We start from the raw sequence: 21,392 nt of genomic DNA on the forward strand, positions 1-21,392 counted from the left end.
GAATATTGAAGCCTAAATGGATGTGATAAAGAGGACTTTGCCTTCTACAAGCTTTACCAAGTTTATTTGGAAAGAGGTGGTAGTATGCAATTAACCGATGGCTCCTGGATTTTTGAAACCGAAGAGATAGAAGCGGCTGTCATGAACTTAGAACGAGAGGGATACGAGCGAGAAATGTTGAACGCCTTCGCTCGATATGCTTATTTACGTTATAAACAAATTAGGGATACTGTAAATCCACGGAAGTGCAAATACATGTTTATTGATAAAGTAAGAGAACAATTAAAGTCCCCAGCAAAATTACGAAGAGTTAGTAGTTTATTGAATATGACCGAAGATGAAGTACAATACATTGTAGCATTTGTAAAAAAGCATTTGAAATATGTAAAATAAACAACCCTGTTTAAGTGAACTGAAAAATAAAATAGATTTATTTAGATTTTGTAAATTATATAAACTTTTTGCCGATCCAATGAGCTGTTAACACAATAGGAAAAAAGAGCACACCAAAAGGTAAGGATATCAAAATCATTTTCCACGTAACAATTTGCTCCATCAATAATGATCTATATAAAAGAATGCTGTATGGAATAATAATAATAACCGATGTAATAGTTCCAGGAGCAATAGAGCGGAATATAATAGTCTGCCCAATATGCGTAAACGCATGAATAAAAAATACTAATGAAACAGCTATAAAAAAGTAAAAACTCCAACTAGTACCATTATAGAGATAGTGAATAGCTGAAACAGTAGCTGCACTGACAAATAAAAAAATAACGATAACTGCTGCTGCAAATTGAGCTGTCGTCATAGAAAACTGCTTCACAATTCGGTCAGCTATTTTGGGAGGCAACCGTTTATAAATCTTATTTCGATTCGTATGTAACCATTTTTCTACTAATATAATCTCTTCAAAATCGTGGATAATGAAAAGAATAGGAAATAACCAGATTAATGTTTGAACATTTAACCAGAATGCCATATTGACCTCACTTGCTTTCGTTTATATTTGGTCACGTATAAAGATTGTAGATTGGAATGGAAAAATGATTAAAGGGTCACTGGACCAGAGTGACCCTAACCAACAAATCAGGAGGTGCAAAGCTAAATTTGCTTTACACTACTATTACTATGATGAAATAGTTATGATAACTAGCTATTAGCCTGCAAACTAGATAAAAAATAAATACTTTATTATTTATAAAGTTACGTGTATTTCCATGGTTATAAATATTATACCGATTTTGGATTATTTAGTTAATTATTTTTTGGAATAATCGTGAGTGATGGTTAACTTTTAGTAAAATACTGCTCTTTCGACAAATACTAAATGTTGATTAAGAAAAATATTTCTAATTTATACAAGAAATTCGAAGTGCATTGTAATGCATAGGGAAATAGTATAGTGAGTATGCGCAAGGATAAGTCTATATACATGTGACATTGTCGATCTTTTTAATCAAATTTGTTGTTTTCAATTGTCAGAAATTATCAATATATCATATAATAATAAAAAATATAATATAAGAGGTGAACTTATGGGGAAACCAGTAGATTACAATCTATTTCCAGCCTATCAAAACACACTTGAAGACAGACTAACCGAACGAAAAGAAGAATATATAGAAGAGTTAGAAAAAGCAAAAATTGGCGGATATCTATTAGATTTTGAAAAATTATTAGAAGAAGTACCGCAATAAGTAAAAGCACCTCACAATGGGGGTGCTTTTTAGTTGGAATAAATCGTGAAGACCTGTACACCTCGTTACATACTAAACGAATAATTTCTTATTCGTGATTACATATCAAATAAAATAAAATTTTAGCAAATTGCTACAAAGTTTGTATAAGAATTAATAATTCAGTAAATATATTTATTTTGAATTATCTTCAAAATAATAGTTAAATAACCCTGATTTTTAGTTTGGATATTGAAATGCTATCCGTAATTGTTAAAATAAATTTTAACTAGATCTAGTGAGACATAGGAGAATACGTGTCCAAATCTTAATGAGGTGGGTAGTATTAGATACCCATTAATAAAAATACTATGATAATGTTCGGTTGTAAATAATTTTAATACTCTGAAAACTGATAAACAGATTAAAATTTAATGTTTATAGGAGGATTAGTATGAAAAAATTTATTTGTTGCTTAGTAGTAATTTTGGTATTTTCTACTGTTGCATCTCCAACATTATTGACAATTGCAAGTTACGAAAATAATTTAACGCTAGCTTCAGAATATAATAGCTTTACGTTGCTTTATGATAATGGTAATCATTCAGCTTTTCAATTAAAAGATGAAGCAGGAAATATTTTTGAGTACGTTGAAGATGTAATCAGTAAACCTGATGGAACGGATGAAATTACCCAAAAAATATTTAATATTTCACCTAATAACGAGAAAGAATTAATAGATGAGAAAGTTATTAGGATAATGGAAACAACAGAAGAAATAATGATTAAAGAACTTACCAATCCGAATAGTGTGGAAGTGAAAATAAACAAAAATAATCCTCAATATAATACTAAGGGTACTTTCCAACAACAATCTTATAATAATATTAATCCTAAATTAAAAACATTGACTGCCTCAAAGGGGGCATCTGGCGGTTCTTATATTGCGGCTATTCGTTGGGAGGAATCACCTAATAATAATAATGCCTATGCTATTTTTGGTACGATGTCTAAAACGACAACGAAGCAACAATGGCAGTATAGAGATTTTAAAGCAGCAGCTAATAATATTGTTGATCAAGAAAGAGGTCTTCTATTAGGCGGCTTAGGTGGCGTTGCAACAGCAGTCTGGGATGCAGTAAAAGGTGGAAATCTATTATCATGGGAATTAATAAAAAAGATATTTATTAAGCTAGGAAAGGGTATACCAGTTGTTGGGACAATCCTTCTTATTTTTACTTATGTTAATTTATGTCTGAGTGCAAAAGCAAAATATCATGCTATACCATAATTATGAAGATGAAACTAAGCAAGCTTATTAGGTGATATGTTTTGAATACATTTCTAGAGATTCTATTGGGTGCTTTCATACTTTTCGTTTATATACAAATCATGTCCTTTGTTTTCAAGGTTTTGGTAAAGTATATGAAGCGAAAAAGTACGGACTTTCTTGTGCAAATACTTCCTGGTTGGCTTATGGTGATGTTATCAAGTGGTTGTATATTTTATTATGCTCTACCATATTATCGGTACTATATTATTATGCAAACTATAATGTATACCGCCATGGTTGTTTGTATTATTGCGTTGTTCTTATTATTGGTTGTGAAACCGATTAGTATCAATAAATATAACAAGATAATAATAAAAATTAAAAAAGGGGCATGGTAGCAAATAAAGCATAGTCAAAAGAAGTTTTTGAAGTTTAATGATATATAACCATTTAGTTTCTATGGAAGAATTAGAAAACAAAAAAACTTGCTAGATTTTTGAAATTAGCGGAAGAAGTACCGCAATAAATTAGGAGGCATCTCACTTTAAAGTGAGGTGCTTTTCAATATAGTCTAGAACAGTTTATTAATTATCAAATAAAAATATCATGGCATACCATAATAATGAAGATGTAAAAATTATAGAAGGATGATTTCTTTTGAATTCTCTTTTTAATATTTTATTGAGTGCTTTAATTGGTGTCGTTTATTTGAAAATAATGTCTCTTGTTTTCAAAAAATCGGTAAAATATATGAAACAAAAAAGCAGGGACTTCCTTGTACAAATATTGCCTGGGTGGCTTTTGATCATGTTATCAAGTGGTTGTATATATTGGTATGCACCTCCGTATTTGACATATTATTATATAATGCAAACAATAATGTATACAGCCATGATTATATGTCTGATTGCGTTATTTTTATTATTGGTCGTGAAACCAATCAGCATTAATAAATACAACAGAATAGTTTTAAAAATTAAAAAGGACTATGAAAGTAAATAAGTACAGTCAAAACAGGTTTGTAATGATTAATAATATTAATTATTAGGTGATATGTTTTGAATACATTTCTAGAGATTTTATTGGGTGCTTTCATACTTTTCGTTTATATACAAATCATGTCCTTTGTTTTCAAGGTTTTGGTAAAGTATATGAAACGAAAAAGTACAGACTTTCTTGTGCAAATACTTCCTGGTTGGCTTATGGTGATGTTATCAAGTGGTTGTATATTTTATTATGCTCTACCATATTATCGATACTATATAATGCAAAATATAATGTATACCGCCATGGTTGTTTGTATTATTGCGTTGTTCTTATTATTGGTCGTGAAACCAATCAGCATTAATAAATACAACAGAATAGTTGTATTTATTAAAAAGGATTTTAATCGTAATGAATGATAAGTTAACAGGTTCTAAACATAATAGATGTGCAGCCATTAAGTGTATTGATACTAAATGGCTGCTTTTAAAATAAATTGGAGTACTACGCAGAATAAGTAATGTAAATAATGTGCTATTGTTATAGAATGGTAAAAAGTCGATTTTGAAAGTAGAGGGAAAAGCATGTTTCCAATATTACATACCGAGCGTTTAGTGCTAAGAGAACTGACAGAAAATGATGCGCAAGCAATATTAAGTTGTTTTTCAAATCCAGACGTTTTACGTCATTATGGGCAGAAGCCGTTAACGAGCTTAGAGCAAGTGAAACAGATTATCCAAAATTTTTCTACTAATTTCAAAGAAAAACATGGCATTAAATGGGGAATATCCGTGCAAGGACAAGAAGAAATTATCGGTACAATTGGTTTTCAAGATTGGTCTGTTGAGCATAAAAAAGCGGATATCAGTTATGCACTTTTCCCTAATAGTTGGGGGCAAGGCTATGCAAAGGAAGCTGTGGGTAAAGTTATTTCCTATGGTATTCAAGAGATGAATTTGGTGCGCATAGGAGCCATTGTTTTTACGGAAAATGAAGCTTCGAATAAGCTATTGAAAGCATTGGGTTTTGAAAAAGAAGGGGTTTTAAGAAACTTTATGCATCAAAATAATATGCCTTATGACACTAATGTTTATTCTTTCATTAAGTAAAGAGCAATATTAAATATCATGTAATGAATAAGCGAAATGAAATATAGGGGGAACTTTATTTACTATATAATTTGAAACCCTGACATATCCCCCATGTGTCGCAATGTTATGGCTTTGGAAAGGAGAAATATGGTGCATGCATAGTAAAATACTAAAAAGATTAAAGAGTGAACCTTTCCAATTTATTTCTTATTTGAACAAGCTAGTTAATGGGAATCGATTTGAGGACGGTGAAGCGTTAGAAATATCCATACAAATGATTAAAGAAGGACCAGACAGTTTGTCGGACGAGCAGTGGGCTATCTTTTTAGAGAATGGTATTTGTGATAAATATATAGATATATGTGAAAAATGTTCCGAACAAATGCCATGGTCTAATATGTACAGTGCTATTTTTATCCATACAGATCATCTTTGTGCGAACTGTAGATTTATTGAAAATAAAATAATCGATTAATTACACTTGTAGTGTTACTCATCTACTATTATGCAAGCCGCCTTCCATACAAAAGAGTCATTGCGCAAGTAAGGGAGTAGTTGTTTCTTTATAATTATATCCAGTAGTGAGCTACGATTTAACTTTTAAACCTAGTAATGATGCAAACCCAACAGCTTGTTCAGAAGATACTTCGCAACCTTTTATACTTTCCAAAGTAACATTCAACCTTTCATATCGACATGTGCTAATATCAATACCTTTTAAAGAGGTTTGAGAAAAATCTGCATCATTAATATCACATTCATTAAAAATGACTTTATTAAATTTGCATTCAAAATAGTTGGCGCTTTGTAGTGATGAATGATTAAAAATGACCTGTTTTAAACGAGTCTCTGTAAAATCACATAAATTTGCAATACAATTGTCAAAAGAAACATTTCCTACATGAGCTTCTGCTAAATTCAATCCTAATACTTTACAATTGTCGAATGTAACTCTGTGAATTAAGCCTTCCCTAAAGCTGGCATTCGATAAATCACAGTTTTCAAAAATAACATCAGTCAAATCAATTTTTCTAAAAGAAACATCTATGAATCTAACATTTTTAAAGAGTACTTTTGATAAAATAAGTCTATCAATAGCCATATTGTCAATGACCGTATTTGCGATAACACAATTGGATAAGTACGGATCTTCTTCATAAAAAATATCTTGAAAATTTACTTTTTCTAATGCTAAAGGCAATTTAGGCGATTCAATTTTAAATACTTTTGCCACTTTATCACACCTCTCAATGTAATGATGTAGAATAATAAAAAATTAATGCTTTTATAAGACTTTATTTTTTCTTCATAGAAAATACAGGTTATTATCAACCGATTTTGACTGCTCGTAAAGTGTAAAATGCAGTTCCATTTGCAAGCACACTAACATAAACTTTTATACTAAATATGAAACTTTTTGACTTTTCGAACGTATATTTTTGAAATATGGTTTTAGTGAGGTAAAAATGTATAAATTTAGTGCAGTGTTTATTATGTTCATCTGCTTATTAACAGCTTGTACACAAGATGAAGTTGTACCGAAAGAACAAGAATATGAGGATGAACATAGCGTAGTGACACCTGATGGGAAAGTAACCTTTGAGATTATTAATAACATGAAGGTCCCACAAGAAAAAGTGGAAAAAATTAAAGAGGAACTACTAACTGCCTATGAAGTAATACAAAATTCGATTCATACTGCCTATGTTCCTTCTGACAAAATCAACGTTTATCTCAATGAAGGAGACCTTGCTTCAATGGGCTTGTCATCCAAAATCGAGCTATATGGCGTGAAGGAAGACGGATACCCACTAATACATGAATTAACACATTCCTTACTGGGCTATGGTAAAGATTTTGATACAAGCAGTGGGTATTTTACACAAGAGGGTTTTGCTAGTTATTTGGAAGAAAAGTACGGGGAAAATAAAACATATCCCCATAAACTTGTAAAATATTTTATGGATGCAAACAAATCAATCCCTATTAGTAATTTGATAGATTCTAATCTGGATGAATCCTATTTTCGCCCTGTCCTAATAACTGAAAAAGATGTTACCCTTCGATTGATGAGCTATACACATGCTTCTTCTTTTGTAACATATTTAGTAGACACTTACGGGTTAGAAAAGTTTGAACAGATTTACAATGAAAAGGATTTGTCAAAAAAGTAGCGGATGTATATGGAAAGAATATGAGTGAATTAGAAAATGAATGGATTGTTTTTCTTAATAAGGATTCAAATAACTTAACATATGAAGAGAAAATGGACATGGGGTATTTTTTTGCAATCTCTTCAATTATCGATACGATTGATTCGAAAATTTTTTCAAAGGAATAAGATGATGCGTGAAGATTGTTCTCTATTTGTCAATAGCTAAAATTTCAAAGCGTATGTTATTTCCGCTTTCGTCTTAATAAATAATTTGCATTTTAATTTACAATTGTTTATTCTATCATAATACTTAATTTTGGAAATAAGGTGATAGACATGAACATTTTAGACAGGGCAAATAGAAAAAAAGTAAGGGCATTAAAAATTTTAGATGAGTTACAATTAATACAAAAATGGCGTACAATAGGAAATTGTTTTTTAGTGGGCGCAACCGCTTATGATTTAATCGTATCGCCTGATATTGATATGGAGACATTTAGTGATGAATTAATTCCAGAAAAAGTGATGATGGCGTTGGCACCATTATTAGACAATCAAAATGTATTGGAACTAAAATATAAAAATTATATGGATTCTGATTATCAAGGCTATTATTTTAAAATCATTTATTTAGCTAATCAAGAAGAGTGGAATATCGATATGTGGCTTTTTTCAAATGGACGTCAAGGAGCACTCTCTAAAGATTTGGTGCCTTATATGAAAAAAGCGTTAACAGAAACTTCGAGAAAAGCTATTCTTGATATTAAAGAAGCATTACTAGAAACTAATTTAAGTTATTCATCAATATTTATTTATCAGGCTGTGATAGAATTTGGGATTCGAAATGTGAATGAATTTTTAGAATGGACGAAAAACCATGATACGAATTTGCTTATTCAATGGAAGCCTGATAGCAATTAGGACTTAAAAAAATGGGGGCACTTCTCTAGTTTTAAGACTTAATTTCGATATATTTTGGCAGAGTTTCTTCTTTTTAGAACATCTTTTTATAGTAACATGAAGAAAAAAATGAGGAGATTGTAAATGCCTGATTTAGTGCTTGCCCTTTTTTTATTGAATGAAAAAATAGTCCATAATTTAGAACAATACACATATATAACATAAGTGAAATTAGGGATAATTATATATTTGAATTATTTGAAAATTGAAGGGAGGATGAGGGGTAGGGTGGTATTGCTTAAATACGACATAGAAGAGAAAGATCTTATTATGCTAAAAGAAGTTTATCAATCAGTTGGGTGGCATAAACATAACGAACTTATCATCGAGAAGGTTTTTAATGCAAGTACTCATGTTGTGATTGCATTGGTCGATTGCAAAATTGTCGGTTTTGTTAGAGCGCTTTCAGATGGGGTATTCAATGCAGCTATTTATGATGTAGTTGTCCATAAAAATTATCAAGGCCAAGGAATTGCACGTATGCTTTTGGAAGATATGATGAAGCAATTAGAAAATGTTTCATGCATTCAGCTAATTGCAACAACTGGTAATGTCACTTTTTACGAAAAAATGGGATTTAAAAAATTAAAGACAGCTATGGGGATTTATAAAAATCAGCAACTAGCACAAGAATATTTAGAGTGATTTTTAGTAAATGGATGGATAAATAATAAATAGAAAACCAGAATAGATTCTACATCATGTAGATGAATTCTGGTTTTCTTAAACAGCCCATGTGTATCATTGATACTCTATTGTCTGGCGTTTCTGCGAATTGGTGGAAAAGGTAAAAATGGTGGTTTACACTTACAACCAAAGCAACAATGGCAACGACAAATCGGATTTGAATTGAGCTTGAACTTTTTAAGATATTTCGTTTTTTCCACGTAGGTCTTCCTTTCTTTCATATTAATACTATATGTACACGTAACCATCTTCCTTGTATGTTTTCCTACATCTGAAAAGACACGCTTTCATATTAAGTACTTTTATTCAAATAATGTTTTAAATTTTGTGAACATTTTTAATGTCGCTTTACGCAAATAAAATTTAAGTCTTAAATGAATCATATTTTTTCAGACGTTAGCATAGTGAAATAAAGGGGGATAAATATGGGAAATGTGAATATTTATGAAATCATTGGCTTTTCGATTGATCCTATTTATGAGGCAGTAACAAAACTTATGGTTGATGAAGAAATCGTCATTGGCAAATATACCATTCGTAAAACACCAAAATTTTATGAAATTGAAAATATAAATTTGCATGAGTGTTTTAAAGAAAAAGAGCATTGTTATCAATTTTTATGCAACTTGCTCATAACAAAATAATGAAGTTACAGCAGCCATCATAGTTGTATGATGATGTACTAAAAACCAAATGTTGTATCATTTTAATTATATTATTAAATAGTGAAGGGGGATTATTATTGAATATCGAGTTTATTAACAGCAAAATTTCAGAACACTTATTGAGTGGTACATTTGAAGTAAGTTTGTTTTTAATTGAAAAGATTAAGACGCATGATATGTTAGATTATTTTTCATTTAAACCATCAATAAGCCATTCGTTACAAAAAGATATTATTAATATTATCCAGCCAACTATTGATAAGCTTGTTGGAAAAGAGCAACTTGAATTTAATGAAAATGGACGACCTAATGGCGTAGTTGAGTATTGTCAGTCATCCTATATAGGAATAACTTATGATCATTTATTAAAAAGTTTACAGGAACCGGGTGAATCATTGAATGAAGATGTGCAAAAAGATTTATACTGTATAAAAATTGAAATAGAAGCAGGGAAGTATGCTTATTTCTTAAATCGTATTCCGCAATTTAAGAAGTTTTCTAAAGGTCTTTGGGGAATAATTGCGGATTCTACTTTTAGAAAAGTCTCAGATTCATTTATTGGCATTGAGCCAGGGTTCGATTTACTTATTTATGACAATGAAATACTAGTAGTAAATAATGTTTCAGTGCAACGAATTTTCGATTTGAAAACAAAGTATGTGCACAATACGAGTTCGGTCTTATGTGCTTTTGAAGAAACGAATAAATTAGAAGGCTTTGAACAATTTAAAAATGATAGCATTGAAGATGGTAATATTGTTAAGCGAGTTTCGCGATTAATGACAAAGCCTGAGAGAATGACAAGGTTCGTTGAAAATTTTGATAAAATAGAAGAAATTATTAAAGAATTTGACTTAAATATCGAATTAAACGAAGAAAAGTCAAAAATAAAATATACAGATAAAAAACAATTGAATGATATCGTCAAGTTACTGAATGATGCTTATTATAAAACTGTTCTTACGGGTGAAAGAGGCAGAGATGATTTAAGGTAATTTATCAAGAAAGGGTGGAGGACAAATGACAAATCTTTTTAAATTGTTTCTGTTTATATCGTCATACTCTCCATTGTATGTCATTGTTGCTCTGTCCATATTCCCTTATGAAAATATTGATGTGCAGTCATTTGTTGAAGATCAAGTAACGCTTACCGTTACTATTATTTTGTTAGTATTATTTTCCCTTTCCTTTTTACCGATTTGGTATATGAAAAAATGTGAATTAAACAGCACGATTGTTAGTGAGCGCGTAGCAAGAAAAAATGAAGAGATTTTAAGTTACTTAGTGACATATATCGTTCCTTTACTAGCCATCAATGTTAAAGAAATAAGTACTTTAATTACAAACGGGATTTTGTTTATGATAATTGGCTATTTATATATTAAGTCTAATTTAATCCATGTGAATATAACGTTCTTATTATTTGGTTGGAACATTTATGAAGATGAGCTTGGCCGCGTAATTATTTCAAAAGACAATCCAGATTATTTTATTAGAATGAACATTGCTAACAACCCTATCCGTGTTAGAAAACTGGCTAGTAATATTTATTTGCATAGGTCTTAGAGAAAGTAGCAATCCATTGTGTAAAGTCACTATTTGACATGGGCAGGACTTAAAAGACTGTCCATAGACAGCCAGATTACTTAGTAGGCAAGGATACGCCTTATATGACAAACAAAAAAGCCTATACCGAAAAATGATATAGGCGAAATTCAAAAATTAATCTGTTTTTAGGAGAGAATAAATATTAATATCTATAAAATTCCCTTTTGAATTTTCGTATTGTCTTAACTTTCCTTCGAATGTAAAATGAAGCTTTTGTAACACTTTTATAGAATTTACATTTGCAGGTTCTACCTTTGCCTCAATTCTATTGATTTTTAAAGTTTCGAAAGCATATTCAATAAGTGCCTTTATACCTTCAGGAGCATACCCCATGCCCCAATAGGCTTTCGCGATATCATAACCAATTTCTACTTTTGCATTATCTAAGTCTATTGAATTGAATCCACATGTTCCTATTATTTCGTTGGAGTTCCTTTCAATCATGCTAAACCGTATCGCTTCACCAGCATTTGCTAATCCTTCTAGAAGTTCAATCATCTCTGTTGCTTGCGTTTCATGCGTAAAGGTAGTGATATTCATGTATTTCGTTACATCTGGATCAGACCAAAGTTTAAACAAGTGAGGTGAGTCTGATACAGCCATTCTTCTTAAATGTAATCTTTGAGTGTGTAGTTCTTTTATCAATGCTTATACCTCCAATATTTTTAATCCATTAGATAAAAAATATTGCCATCTGCGCATAGTTCAGTCCCTTCAAGGTTTTTATTCTAGTCTATGTTATTTCTCTTTCACTTTTGTTTTTCTTAGTAGTAATGTTGCCATAAATAAAAAAACAGTCATAATGAAAGTGATATATAAGTACTTTCCGAATCTTGTCAATTGAAACACCACATTGTGCATCAGTGCAACTTTAAAATCAAGCTTAAAAGAGGCTATGTAAACTTTTGTGGCTTTGTAACCTTGATGGAAGCTACTTCACCACAATCTTTACAAAAGTTAAAAATATATGGCGAACCAACAGAAAACACGGATCCAATAGGTCTAACATTACCTTGACTTGTTTCACTACCAACTTGACCGCTTACAAAGGAACCACCACCGCAAGCTTTACAAATCAATTTACTATTCTCCATAAATGCATCTCTTTATGTAATATATGTTAACTATACTATAAAGTTGATGATAGCGTCTAATCTCTACAGCGCATCATAGATTCTAATTCGTTTCTTGTCGTTCCCACTCGCTTCGTAAAATCCCCATTTTTATAGCATCATAGTATTTTCCATCAACAATACGTGCATCTCTAATTCTTGCCTCTAATTGCATCCCTAATTTCTCGGCTACTCGTATCATTCTTTCATTACCAGACCAAGTAGACATCCCTAATCGATGGAGGGGTGTATTTTCAAAAAGATAGTCAATCCATAAGCGATAAGCTTCTGAACCATAACCACCATTCCAATAAGCTGTATCATATGTGACAATCCCTGTTTCAAGCCAGTTAGTATTTTTATCTACCCAATAAGCACCGACAACACCAATAAATTGTTCGTCTACTGCTATGATTAATGAACTTGGAACATCTTCAAATAATTCTTCATCTTTTGTCCATTCCTTTAAAAACGCAGCTTTAGACTTATGTTTTTCTGGAATATATGGACCGTTCCATTTCTTTGCTTCTTGTTTCTCATCAACATACTTCCAAAAATAGATATTTTCAATATCGGAAGGAGTAGCTGTTCGTAATGTAACTTTATTTCCTTATATATATATCATTGTATTCTCCCCTTGTTTACAACAAAACTACTATACTATAATATCATAATCAAATATTTTCTTATTTTATAGTATGTCGAAAGCATCTAAAGGATTTAAAGTCAGCAGTATTTATTCCAGTTCTTACTGCAAGGGAGGATAAGTTGCCTTACAAAGGAAAGTTATTATAGGAAGGAGCATTATCATTATCTATGAATTTTGAAGAAGATATCCATCTACATGTTGGATTTTATGATACTATTGGTGAATTTGAAGGTATTTTTTTAAAACAAAAAAATGGCGAGACATGGTGCTTATTTTTCCATAATGAAACTTATAATGTATCTCTAAAAAAAACGTATGCTTTATTTGATCAAGATTTTGGGTATATGGTGAGAGAATACAATATTTGTAATTTAACTTTTGAGCATGCAAATGAATTATTCAAAGAATTTTTATTAGAAGAGGAATTAATCGTTATAAGGGAGGGGGACAATACCTTTCATCTAAATGAAGTAAAAGTCCAAGATCATTAGGTTTCAGCTAACCACTGCTAAAAATACCTCGAGAGTAGAACAATCGAGGTATTTTGTCGACAAACTGTGCGTAGCTTTATCCGCTTAACAAGATATACGGTAAATTTTTATATTATTCTTTTTTAGTTTTAAGCTAATTATCTAAAAATAACTAGTAAATTAACTCCAAATTATGTATATTTATTATGAGGAGGAATTAATTATGAAAAAGATATTAGTATTACCATTATTATTGTTATTTGGAATTATTTTTGCGGGATGTAGTGCGGATTCAGAAAAGGAGAGTGGAGACAAAAAGGAGGTTGCTGCAGATACAACTGAAAAGACTTCTGTGAGCAAACCACTTAAGGTCGATAAAGAGCTATTAAATGTTGAGGTAACGTTACCGGCTGATTTTTTTGAAGGTGAAGATATAGATACAGTGATTGCTGATGCCAAAGACGAAGGTATTCAAGAAGTAATTAAGAACGATGATGGTTCTTTAACGTTTAGAATGTCTGAATCACAGCACAAAGAAATCTTGAACGATATGGAAGAAGAGATTATCGTGTTCATAGAAGAGATTAAAACAGATGAAGAGATTACTTCTATTAAGGATATAAGTTACAATAATACATATTCTGAGTTCACACTTTTAGTTAACCCAGAAGAATTAGAAAACACCCTAGACGTCGACGCTACAGCTGAACTTGTTCTGATGGGTATGTTCTATCAACTGTTTAATGGAGTAGATCTAGAAAAAAATCAAGTAACCGTTACTTATAAAAATGAATCAAATGGTGAAGTAATTAATACAACAGTATATCCGTAAAACCAGATGATTTAAATGAGCAAAATTAATTTTAAAATTTCAAGGAGTAAAAGCACTTAAAAAAGTGCTTTCAGACTGTAGACAAACTCGAAAAATTTCGAGTTTGCCTACAGTCTTTTTTCATTTTAAAATAAAAATAGATGTCTACTCCCGTTGATTTCCGCTACGTTCGGGCGCTTTCCGCGGGCACATCGTAAGCCGCAACCCTCGCTAACGCGCGGTCTGTTGCGTCTTACGTACTGTGCGTTCCCGCAGGAGTCGCCCGCCCTTCGCTCCAATCAACTTGATATGAATTGCTATCAATCAACTATAAATAAAAGAATCTATTTGAGGTGATGGAAAATGATGTCGAAAAATCAAATCAATGAACGTGAACAATTAGAAATACTGACAATTGACCAATTGGTGCCACAAGACCATTTAGTCCGAAAACTAGAAGCAGCGATTGATTTTTCGTTTATCTATCCATTAGTGGAAAACCTCTATTCATCTTTAGGGCGTCCAAGTATTGACCCTGTTGTTCTCTTTAAAATGACCTTTATTCAATATGTTTTCGGTATTAGCTCAATGCGTCAAACTATTAAAGAAATTGAAACGAACATGGCCTATCGTTGGTTTTTAGGATTTGGCTTCCATACAGAAGTTCCACACTTCTCTACCTTCGGTAAAAATTATGCGCGACGGTTTCAAGACACAGATGTGTTTGAACAAATTTTCTATCGTATTCTAAAAGAAATTATGAAGAAGGGTCTCCTGCATGCAGACCATGTATTTATTGATTCCACACATGTAAAGGCAAGCGCCAATAAGCGAAAGTACGATAAAAAAGTCGTTCGAAAAGAAACACGTGCTTATGAAGAGAAACTTCAACTGGAATTAAATATTGATCGTGAGGAACACGGAAAAAAGCCCTTCCCTCCAGAGAAATTTGAAAAAGACGAATGGAAAGAAATCAAGGAAAGTACGACAGACCCTGAGAGTGGTTATTATGTTAAGGATGAACGGACTAAGCAGTTTGCGTATTCATTTCATGCAGCGACAGATGAAAAAGGGGACAACCTTAAGAGGTCTTAAAAATTGTCCATGCAGGCGATGCTTACTTTTGCTGCCATGAACTTGAAAAAGCTTGCTACTTGGACATGGCAAGCTGCTTAAGGAGAATAGATATGCTCAAAGAGTATGGTCAACTCGGCAGTGAAATCTAATTATTTACTATAAAAAATGACAAAAGGCATCAAGGTTAAAACTTCTTGATGCCTTTTGTCGACACTCTGAAAGCACTTAAAAAAGTGCTTTTTATTTTGCACTAAAAGGAATTTGAGGCATATCATAGGTTTATAACGCACAACTATGATTTAAACAGACTTAGGAGTCCATCGGTGTTGTAATAGTATAATTAATGGTCTTAAAAATTACCTAATTTAAATATAAAGTATTAGAAATTTATGGTTATAACTATTGGATCTTTTTGTATGATAAATAAAGATGTAATTATAAGGGGAGTGAAACGATATGCTAAAAATTCTACCAATTGTTTTTGGAATCATCGTAATCGCGTTTTCAGCTTATGGACTTATCACACGTGATTATCAGTTTAATTTCTTAACGATATTCTTCTTAAGTTTATCGATGTTAACTTTAGGCATTAATGCATATCAAAGTGAGAGAAAAGCATACGCTTGGTTCTTAATAGGTGTATCTTTATTTTTAGTATATGTATCAATTCAAAGCTTTATATTTAGGTAAATAATTTACTACAAGGGATACAGAATAGAAAATAAACAAAAAAGACATGCCTTATTGGTATGTCTTTTTTTGTTAAACGCTCCTTTGGTTCTTCGGTGTTCTATGAACGTAGGTATAATAATTGCTTCACTACAACTGTGTAACAAAATCATTAAGTGAAAAGATTTACAGGATATTAATATCTAATTAAAAAGCATATGTTAGTTTGTTTAGATGAAAGAAGTTTTTACCTTATATGAGAGGAGAAAAAATCATGGATAAAAACATTGAAGTTTTAAGAACAGAGGGGGATATTAATTTAACAAAAACTCGTTCTGTCTGGCAAGAAAATCATTTAAGTAAAGAATCGTTTGAGTTTATAAACGATGACGCCAAGTATTATTTACATCAGTCTCTTTCTACTCCTTGTTTAAATATTATAGAAAAAAGCTATGGCATTTACATAGAGGATATAGACGGAAGGAAGTATATGGATTTTCATGGGAATAATGTTCATCAAATAGGCTATGGGAATGAGTATGTTATTCGTGCCGTAAAAGAGCAGTTGGATACACTTCCATTCTCACCAAGACGTTATACAAATAAAGTTGCAATCCAGTTAGCAAAAAAATTAGTTGCTATTGCACCAGAACCTTTAAATAAAGTACTTTTGGCTCCTGGAGGAACTTCAGCTGTTGGTATGGCTTTAAAGCTTGTTCGAAAGGCAACAGGTAAATTTAAAACGATATCGATGTGGGATTCGTTTCACGGCGCATCTTTAGACGCCATTTCAGTTGGAGGAGAAGCTCTTTTCCGTAACGGTATGGGCCCTTTAATGCCAGGGAGTCTACATATAGCTCCTTACAATTCATATCGCGGTTTGTTTGAGGATGACAATGGTAGGTTTAAATCCCTTGATTATCTAGAGTATATACTAGAAAGAGAAAATGAAATCGGTGCCATTATTTTAGAGCCTGTTCGTTGTACAGACGTGCATATCCCACCAAAAGAGTACTATCAACGTTTACGCAATATTTGTGATAGCAATAATATATTAATGATTTTTGATGAAATTCCAACTGCTTTAGGACGAACAGGAAAAATGTTCACTTTTGAAAACTTTGGGGTTATTCCAGATATTGTTTTATTGGGAAAAGGATTGGGTGGAGGCGTGTTTCCAATGGCGGCGATGCTCGTAAAAGGAGAACTTGATGTTGCCCAAGATATTGCACTTGGTCATTATACGCATGAAAAAAGTTCGCTAGGCTGTGCAGCAGCATTGGCTACTCTTCATTATATTGAGGATTTTAAATTAATAGAAAAGGCTAATCAATTAGGAGAGTATATGAGAATACGACTTGAAAAGATGCAAGAGCAGTATGAAATTATAGGTGATGTACGAGGAATCGGTCTTTTATATGGCGTAGAACTAGTATTGGATCGCCATTCGAAAGAAAAAGCTATAGTCGAAGCAGAACAAGTAATGTGTAAATGTATGGAGAAGGGATTAAGTTTTAAAGTATCACAAGGAAATGTGCTTACGCTCACGCCACCACTGATTATTAAGGAAAAAGAATTAGAGCTGGCAATGGATATTTTAGACCAATCTATCCAAGAGGTTTTAGAGCAGTAATATAGATTTATAAAAAATTGATGAAACATCTCATATGAGGTGTTTTTATTTTATAAAGAAACAATGGCGGGTAAGGGGAAAGCTATTGCATTAAAAACAGATAGTGTAGGTACTATTAACACATTTTTGCACCTTAATAGAATGTGTGTAAAGGTGAAAAAATGTGGTATAGTGAAAAAAGAGGTGTAAAAAATTGGTTAGAGTGAATGGTGAATTTTTAGAAACAGGAACTAATTCAAGAGATCAGAGGGAGTTGATAAAATGTATTTATAATTGTAAAGATAAAGAGTTAATAAAATTTTTAGGTAAACACCTAAAAAGAAAAGATTGGAATGGAGATAGTTTTTATACTATTTTTAAAAGACTCCTAAAATATGAGACAAGAAATTCAAATATTAAAGATTATATAAAAAATATTCAAGCTCTTTCTACAGAAGATCGATTAATTTTGAAGGCAAGATTAGTAGAAATTGAATGTACATATGATAGAGTTTCCATATTAAACCTTAGTGGTGTAGGACTATTTGCTTTTTTACTTATCTATAAAGAAATGTCAAAAGAAATTTTATTTAAACAGCTCCCAGTAACCTATTATTATTTTATGCAAGCTGTTTATATTTTGGTTATATTATTTTTAATTAAAAAAGCAGTTAAATCAAAACATTTACAATCCCAAGCTAAATATTTCTTAACAATAATTGATAACGTTAAAAATTAATCGATAGGGAACAAGAAGTTTTTTCTAATTGCCATAAAACTTAATATTAGCCATACAAGTTTGCAGCGAATACGTTGAACAAGTGATTAATCTGATGAAGTGATTGTTTGGATAAGTTTTGTTGCTGTTGCTATCCTTGAATTTAAAAAAATTTTAATTAGTAGTTGACTAAAGAAAAAGTTACAAGTAGCATAAAAGAAATAACGTCGTATTCTTATAAACTTAATAAGGTATAAAAATCTTATTCAGTGATTATAAAAAAATAGTCAAATTCTAAAGAGGAGTGATTGTAAATGGCGATAACAACATTTAAGGCAAACACATTTTTAAAAGAAAAGGTTTTGGTAGAAGCTCATGTTAGAGGACATAAAATTATTGTAGATGAACCAAAAGAATTAGGTGGAGATGATCAAGCTCCAAATCCTGTAGAACTCTTGCTTTCGGCTTTGGGGGCATGTCAATCAATAGTAGCAAGAACTTATGCGAAGAAATTTGATATAGACCTTCAAGATTTCTGGGTGGAATTAGAAGGAGACCTTGATACAGATGGCTTTTTAGGCAAGTCTGATGTAAGACCAGGATTTTTATCAATCCGATATACTTTTCATATCAAAACGAATGCATCAGAGGAAAAGGTAGAAGAATTTAAAAAATATATTGAAGCACATTGCCCTGTAGGTGATACGATTGTTAATACAGTAAATCTTGTGTCTTCAGGGATTGTTATTGAGAATTCTGTAGTTTAATCTATTTTTATGCCATTCCAGAAATATCAATTACGACTAATGAGTAATATAATTGTAAGCTAGATATTCAGAATGTTCCAAACGATTTTCAAGTAACTTTGTATACTGTGAGGGAGGGGGCACTAAGTGTTTCCTCCCTTGTTACTTACATACTGGGGCAAGACATACATAAACGGCTCTATTTTTAGTGATGAGTATATTTTTGTGTAATACTTTAGAACGTAGTAAAATAAACCATATTAACATGTTAAAAGGTGCAGAAATATGTTTAATGGGAGGTTGGGTCGATGAATGATAACAAGAAGAGTAAATTACAAATATTAGCAACCATCATAATAATAGCACTATTGGTTGCGGCCTTTGTAACTTTTTTCTTAGGGCATTTCGTCGTAGGTTCGGTTTTATTTGTAATGTTTATGATAATTTTGAATGCTATTAGTAGTTGGACGAGAATCAAAAATACTGAGTATATTCATTTTAAAGAGCATAAATATAATGAGAAGTGGTGATAAAACCCGAGTTTTGCAATGGTACTTATCCTAAATCACGCTTTTAGCCTGTTCTTATTTTAGTTTAAACAAAAGCTATTCACTTGAGTAGCTTTATATTTTTGTCATTGCATGGAGTGAAGACAACAATGTCCAAAAGCACATGTCTATTCATGTGCTTTTGGTTTTTTAAAATATTTATAAAGTTGATAAAAAAACATTATGTAACTAAAAAGCAAAATAACAATAATCGCTAAATTTAGAATGTCAGAATAGATAAATAAGATATCTATTATATTAAATACAAGACTGTTAATGAGCAAAAATAGAGCGAAACTTGCAATTAATTCAATAAGTTGTTTTTTCCGTTTAAAAAAGAGAGATAACAGTAATTTTAATGAAAGGATAACGGCCAAAAAAGTTAAATAGTGAGAAAGATCAGTATCGAACTCTACGAATATTCTATTAAAACCTGTATTAATTTCCATTTCATCACCTCGTGTTTTAAGTCTTTTATGACTCAATTCATGAAGGATTACCCTTAATAATTATAAAAGGGTGTGCTAATTATGTACAGTCAATAATGCTAATTGGGCAATAAATCTACAAGGGGGAAAATAGAATGAAGAATAGACCAGAACTTGAGAAATTAGTAGAAGAAGTTTAAATATCCTTTTCAGAATAATAAACAAAGGATTAGCGTTATTTTTATTGTCAAAAATTTATTAGAGCAAACTTTACTTCTTTATGATTACATTGATAGAGAAAGGAGTGAAGTTTGTGGTAAATATCGTGAAGTCAACTGAGTACTGTGATATCTTGAAACAAGTTAAAGTTCAGGATGGAGAAAATGTGTATGCAATTGAAGAAATTTATGTAAAAGGCCTTAAAAGAATTGAAGTTCGTTTCGCTTGGTATAAAATAAATGAAAATGGCGTATTAAGATATATTAAAAATGCATTAGATTTAGAAAAAGAAAGTTTGTTTGAATTGTTGAAAATGTCTATTGATGAAGGGATTTTCGCAAAAGAACAATTCCAAGCTTTGTCGAAATAAAATTATATAAACATTTTTGCCTTCCAGAATCATGCTTGGAGGGCATTTATAATGTAAAAAGTAGGGGAGAAATTTTATTTATTGTTTAGGCTGTTATCAAAGCTGCACTATTTTAGTTGAGTATAGCCAATACGAGACATTCATCATTGGGCAGGCAGTTCCTATGATTACGCTAAGAAATAAGTATTATTAACGTTCGAACAGCATTAAAATAACGCTTAAAAAGCGATATATAAGGTTTTGAAATGCGATGTAGGCTACAATCTACAATACGTTTAGGAGAGCTAATATGCTAAAACTAGGAAGGTTTAGAAGATGAACTGGTTCAACATAAATCAACAACATTGAAGTGATAAATCGTACAACATTAAATGATAACCAGCTATCTTGGAAAGCTAAAGGTGACTATAAAATTGCTCTAAAAAAATCATAAAACCCCATATTCATAGGGATTGCCCATATAAAGAAACCGAGAAGGGCAACTGGGCAAATTTTTTGTCGGCAAGATTTCTCCGAATAACGTTTTATAAATTGTTACGCAAACTACCATTACAACCGGTAGTAATATCATGGGCGGGATAAATAATAAAAGACTTCCACCAAGTGATTTTCCTGAAAAGATGTCCATTGAATTACCTTGTTATATATTTTGTGTAAATTGTACCATAAAAAGATGTAGCGTCGTTACACGCTACAGCAAATAATTTGCTTATTCCACTTGAGCCTTCTACAAGTGGATAACCTGATGAGCAAACAAGGGAAAATTAAAGTTATGCAAGAGAATTTACTACAGTAGATTAAGAATTATGATTGGATGGTTAAGACAATTGAAGAAGCAAGAAAGCCAGTAGCTAAGGT

At 31.5% G+C, this 21,392-nt stretch carries 25 protein-coding genes and 2 pseudogenes; 21 read left to right on the top strand and 6 right to left on the bottom strand.

The genetic code is table 11. The features are described 5' to 3' along the window. Positions 1-84: 84 nt before the first annotated feature. Positions 85-393, top strand: coding sequence for a hypothetical protein (locus C9J37_RS05015; RefSeq protein ID WP_107894504.1), 309 nt, complete (start codon positions 85-87; stop codon positions 391-393). Positions 394-448: 55 nt separating this feature from the next. Here C9J37_RS05015 and C9J37_RS05020 read toward each other — a convergent pair whose 3' ends face one another. After that, the gene (locus tag C9J37_RS05020) at positions 449-985 is read right to left on the bottom strand and encodes an HXXEE domain-containing protein (RefSeq protein ID WP_107894505.1); all 537 of its coding nucleotides are present in this window, start codon (positions 983-985) and stop codon (positions 449-451) included. 556 nt (positions 986-1,541) lie between these two features. Between C9J37_RS05020 and C9J37_RS28170 the strand changes: the two genes are divergently transcribed. From C9J37_RS28170 to C9J37_RS05050, 4 genes are all read left to right on the top strand, one after another. Continuing rightward, complete coding sequence (locus C9J37_RS28170) at positions 1,542-1,703, top strand: hypothetical protein (protein WP_167397257.1); 162 nt, start codon at positions 1,542-1,544, stop codon at positions 1,701-1,703. Between the two features lie 433 nt (positions 1,704-2,136). Then, a complete protein-coding gene (locus tag C9J37_RS05025) occupies positions 2,137-2,973 on the top strand; it encodes a hypothetical protein (protein WP_107894506.1) in 837 nt (278 codons plus the stop codon). 1,550 nt (positions 2,974-4,523) lie between these two features. Further along, positions 4,524-5,048: a GNAT family N-acetyltransferase gene (locus C9J37_RS05045; RefSeq protein ID WP_107894510.1), complete on the top strand. Its 525-nt coding sequence runs from the start codon at positions 4,524-4,526 to the stop codon at positions 5,046-5,048. A 136-nt stretch (positions 5,049-5,184) separates the two neighbouring features. Further along, positions 5,185-5,505 (top strand): hypothetical protein, encoded by a 321-nt coding sequence (locus C9J37_RS05050; protein WP_107894511.1) that lies wholly within the window; start codon positions 5,185-5,187, stop codon positions 5,503-5,505. Positions 5,506-5,616: 111 nt separating this feature from the next. Here the strand turns inward: C9J37_RS05050 and C9J37_RS05055 are convergent, their stop codons facing one another. Then, positions 5,617-6,264 carry a pentapeptide repeat-containing protein gene (locus C9J37_RS05055; protein ID WP_107894512.1) on the bottom strand — a complete coding sequence of 216 codons (648 nt, stop codon included), beginning with the start codon at positions 6,262-6,264 and terminating at the stop codon, positions 5,617-5,619. A gap of 232 nt (positions 6,265-6,496) precedes the next feature. Between C9J37_RS05055 and C9J37_RS05060 the strand changes: the two genes are divergently transcribed. The 7 genes from C9J37_RS05060 (at position 6,497) to C9J37_RS05085 (ending at position 11,063) form a co-directional block, all read left to right on the top strand. Continuing rightward, positions 6,497-7,204, top strand: a complete 708-nt coding sequence (locus C9J37_RS05060) for a hypothetical protein (RefSeq protein WP_235617023.1) — start codon at positions 6,497-6,499, stop codon at positions 7,202-7,204. A 20-nt stretch (positions 7,205-7,224) separates the two neighbouring features. Then, a complete protein-coding gene (locus C9J37_RS28870) occupies positions 7,225-7,371 on the top strand; it encodes a hypothetical protein (protein WP_235617024.1) in 147 nt (48 codons plus the stop codon). Positions 7,372-7,521: 150 nt separating this feature from the next. Next, positions 7,522-8,106: a hypothetical protein gene (locus C9J37_RS05065; protein ID WP_107894513.1), complete on the top strand. Its 585-nt coding sequence runs from the start codon at positions 7,522-7,524 to the stop codon at positions 8,104-8,106. 255 nt (positions 8,107-8,361) lie between these two features. Next, complete coding sequence (locus tag C9J37_RS05070) at positions 8,362-8,790, top strand: GNAT family N-acetyltransferase (RefSeq protein WP_167397258.1); 429 nt, start codon at positions 8,362-8,364, stop codon at positions 8,788-8,790. A 467-nt stretch (positions 8,791-9,257) separates the two neighbouring features. Next, positions 9,258-9,476, top strand: coding sequence for a hypothetical protein (locus tag C9J37_RS05075; protein ID WP_069512249.1), 219 nt, complete (start codon positions 9,258-9,260; stop codon positions 9,474-9,476). 98 nt (positions 9,477-9,574) lie between these two features. After that, on the top strand, positions 9,575-10,492 hold the full coding sequence (locus C9J37_RS05080) for a DUF4868 domain-containing protein (protein WP_107894515.1): 918 nt from the start codon (positions 9,575-9,577) through the stop codon (positions 10,490-10,492). 25 nt (positions 10,493-10,517) lie between these two features. Next, positions 10,518-11,063: a KwaA family protein gene (locus C9J37_RS05085; protein WP_107894516.1), complete on the top strand. Its 546-nt coding sequence runs from the start codon at positions 10,518-10,520 to the stop codon at positions 11,061-11,063. Positions 11,064-11,219: 156 nt separating this feature from the next. On the opposite strand, the gene C9J37_RS05090 is transcribed toward C9J37_RS05085, so the two are convergent. From C9J37_RS05090 to C9J37_RS05100, 3 genes and pseudogenes are all read right to left on the bottom strand, one after another. Next, positions 11,220-11,750: a GNAT family N-acetyltransferase gene (locus C9J37_RS05090; protein WP_107894517.1), complete on the bottom strand. Its 531-nt coding sequence runs from the start codon at positions 11,748-11,750 to the stop codon at positions 11,220-11,222. Positions 11,751-11,998: 248 nt separating this feature from the next. Beyond that, on the bottom strand, positions 11,999-12,199 hold the full coding sequence (locus C9J37_RS05095) for a hypothetical protein (protein ID WP_107894518.1): 201 nt from the start codon (positions 12,197-12,199) through the stop codon (positions 11,999-12,001). Positions 12,200-12,281: 82 nt separating this feature from the next. After that, a pseudogene (locus tag C9J37_RS05100) lies at positions 12,282-12,806 on the bottom strand (GNAT family N-acetyltransferase); the annotation flags it as partial. A 227-nt stretch (positions 12,807-13,033) separates the two neighbouring features. Here C9J37_RS05100 and C9J37_RS05105 point away from each other — a divergent pair. The 8 genes and pseudogenes from C9J37_RS05105 to C9J37_RS05140 all read left to right on the top strand — a co-directional run bounded on the left by C9J37_RS05105 (position 13,034) and on the right by C9J37_RS05140 (position 19,499). Then, complete coding sequence (locus tag C9J37_RS05105) at positions 13,034-13,357, top strand: DUF3986 family protein (protein ID WP_107894519.1); 324 nt, start codon at positions 13,034-13,036, stop codon at positions 13,355-13,357. Positions 13,358-13,559: 202 nt separating this feature from the next. Continuing rightward, positions 13,560-14,168 (top strand): hypothetical protein, encoded by a 609-nt coding sequence (locus C9J37_RS05110; RefSeq protein WP_038509724.1) that lies wholly within the window; start codon positions 13,560-13,562, stop codon positions 14,166-14,168. Between the two features lie 342 nt (positions 14,169-14,510). Continuing rightward, a pseudogene (locus C9J37_RS05115) lies at positions 14,511-15,221 on the top strand (transposase); the annotation flags it as partial. 459 nt (positions 15,222-15,680) lie between these two features. Continuing rightward, positions 15,681-15,914, top strand: a complete 234-nt coding sequence (locus tag C9J37_RS05120) for a DUF3953 domain-containing protein (protein WP_107894520.1) — start codon at positions 15,681-15,683, stop codon at positions 15,912-15,914. A gap of 253 nt (positions 15,915-16,167) precedes the next feature. Next, entirely contained in the window at positions 16,168-17,526 is a 1,359-nt protein-coding gene (gene pbfA / locus C9J37_RS05125) for a (R)-1-hydroxy-2-aminoethylphosphonate ammonia-lyase (RefSeq protein ID WP_167397259.1), read from the top strand. A gap of 193 nt (positions 17,527-17,719) precedes the next feature. Continuing rightward, positions 17,720-18,244, top strand: a complete 525-nt coding sequence (locus tag C9J37_RS05130) for a hypothetical protein (RefSeq protein WP_107894521.1) — start codon at positions 17,720-17,722, stop codon at positions 18,242-18,244. Positions 18,245-18,537: 293 nt separating this feature from the next. Next, positions 18,538-18,990 carry an OsmC family protein gene (locus tag C9J37_RS05135; RefSeq protein ID WP_107894522.1) on the top strand — a complete coding sequence of 151 codons (453 nt, stop codon included), beginning with the start codon at positions 18,538-18,540 and terminating at the stop codon, positions 18,988-18,990. Positions 18,991-19,277: 287 nt separating this feature from the next. Beyond that, the gene (locus C9J37_RS05140) at positions 19,278-19,499 is read left to right on the top strand and encodes a hypothetical protein (protein WP_107894523.1); all 222 of its coding nucleotides are present in this window, start codon (positions 19,278-19,280) and stop codon (positions 19,497-19,499) included. Positions 19,500-19,645: 146 nt separating this feature from the next. Here C9J37_RS05140 and C9J37_RS05145 read toward each other — a convergent pair whose 3' ends face one another. Further along, entirely contained in the window at positions 19,646-19,966 is a 321-nt protein-coding gene (locus C9J37_RS05145; RefSeq protein WP_107894524.1) for a hypothetical protein, read from the bottom strand. A gap of 292 nt (positions 19,967-20,258) precedes the next feature. On the opposite strand from C9J37_RS05145, the gene C9J37_RS05150 reads away from it, so the two are divergent. Continuing rightward, the gene (locus C9J37_RS05150) at positions 20,259-20,534 is read left to right on the top strand and encodes a hypothetical protein (RefSeq protein ID WP_107894525.1); all 276 of its coding nucleotides are present in this window, start codon (positions 20,259-20,261) and stop codon (positions 20,532-20,534) included. The last annotated feature ends 858 nt before the right edge of the window (positions 20,535-21,392 follow it).

Origin of the sequence: Lysinibacillus mangiferihumi (assembly GCF_003049665.1) — a bacterium.
GTDB classification, from domain to species: Bacteria; Bacillota; Bacilli; order Bacillales_A; family Planococcaceae; genus Lysinibacillus; species Lysinibacillus mangiferihumi.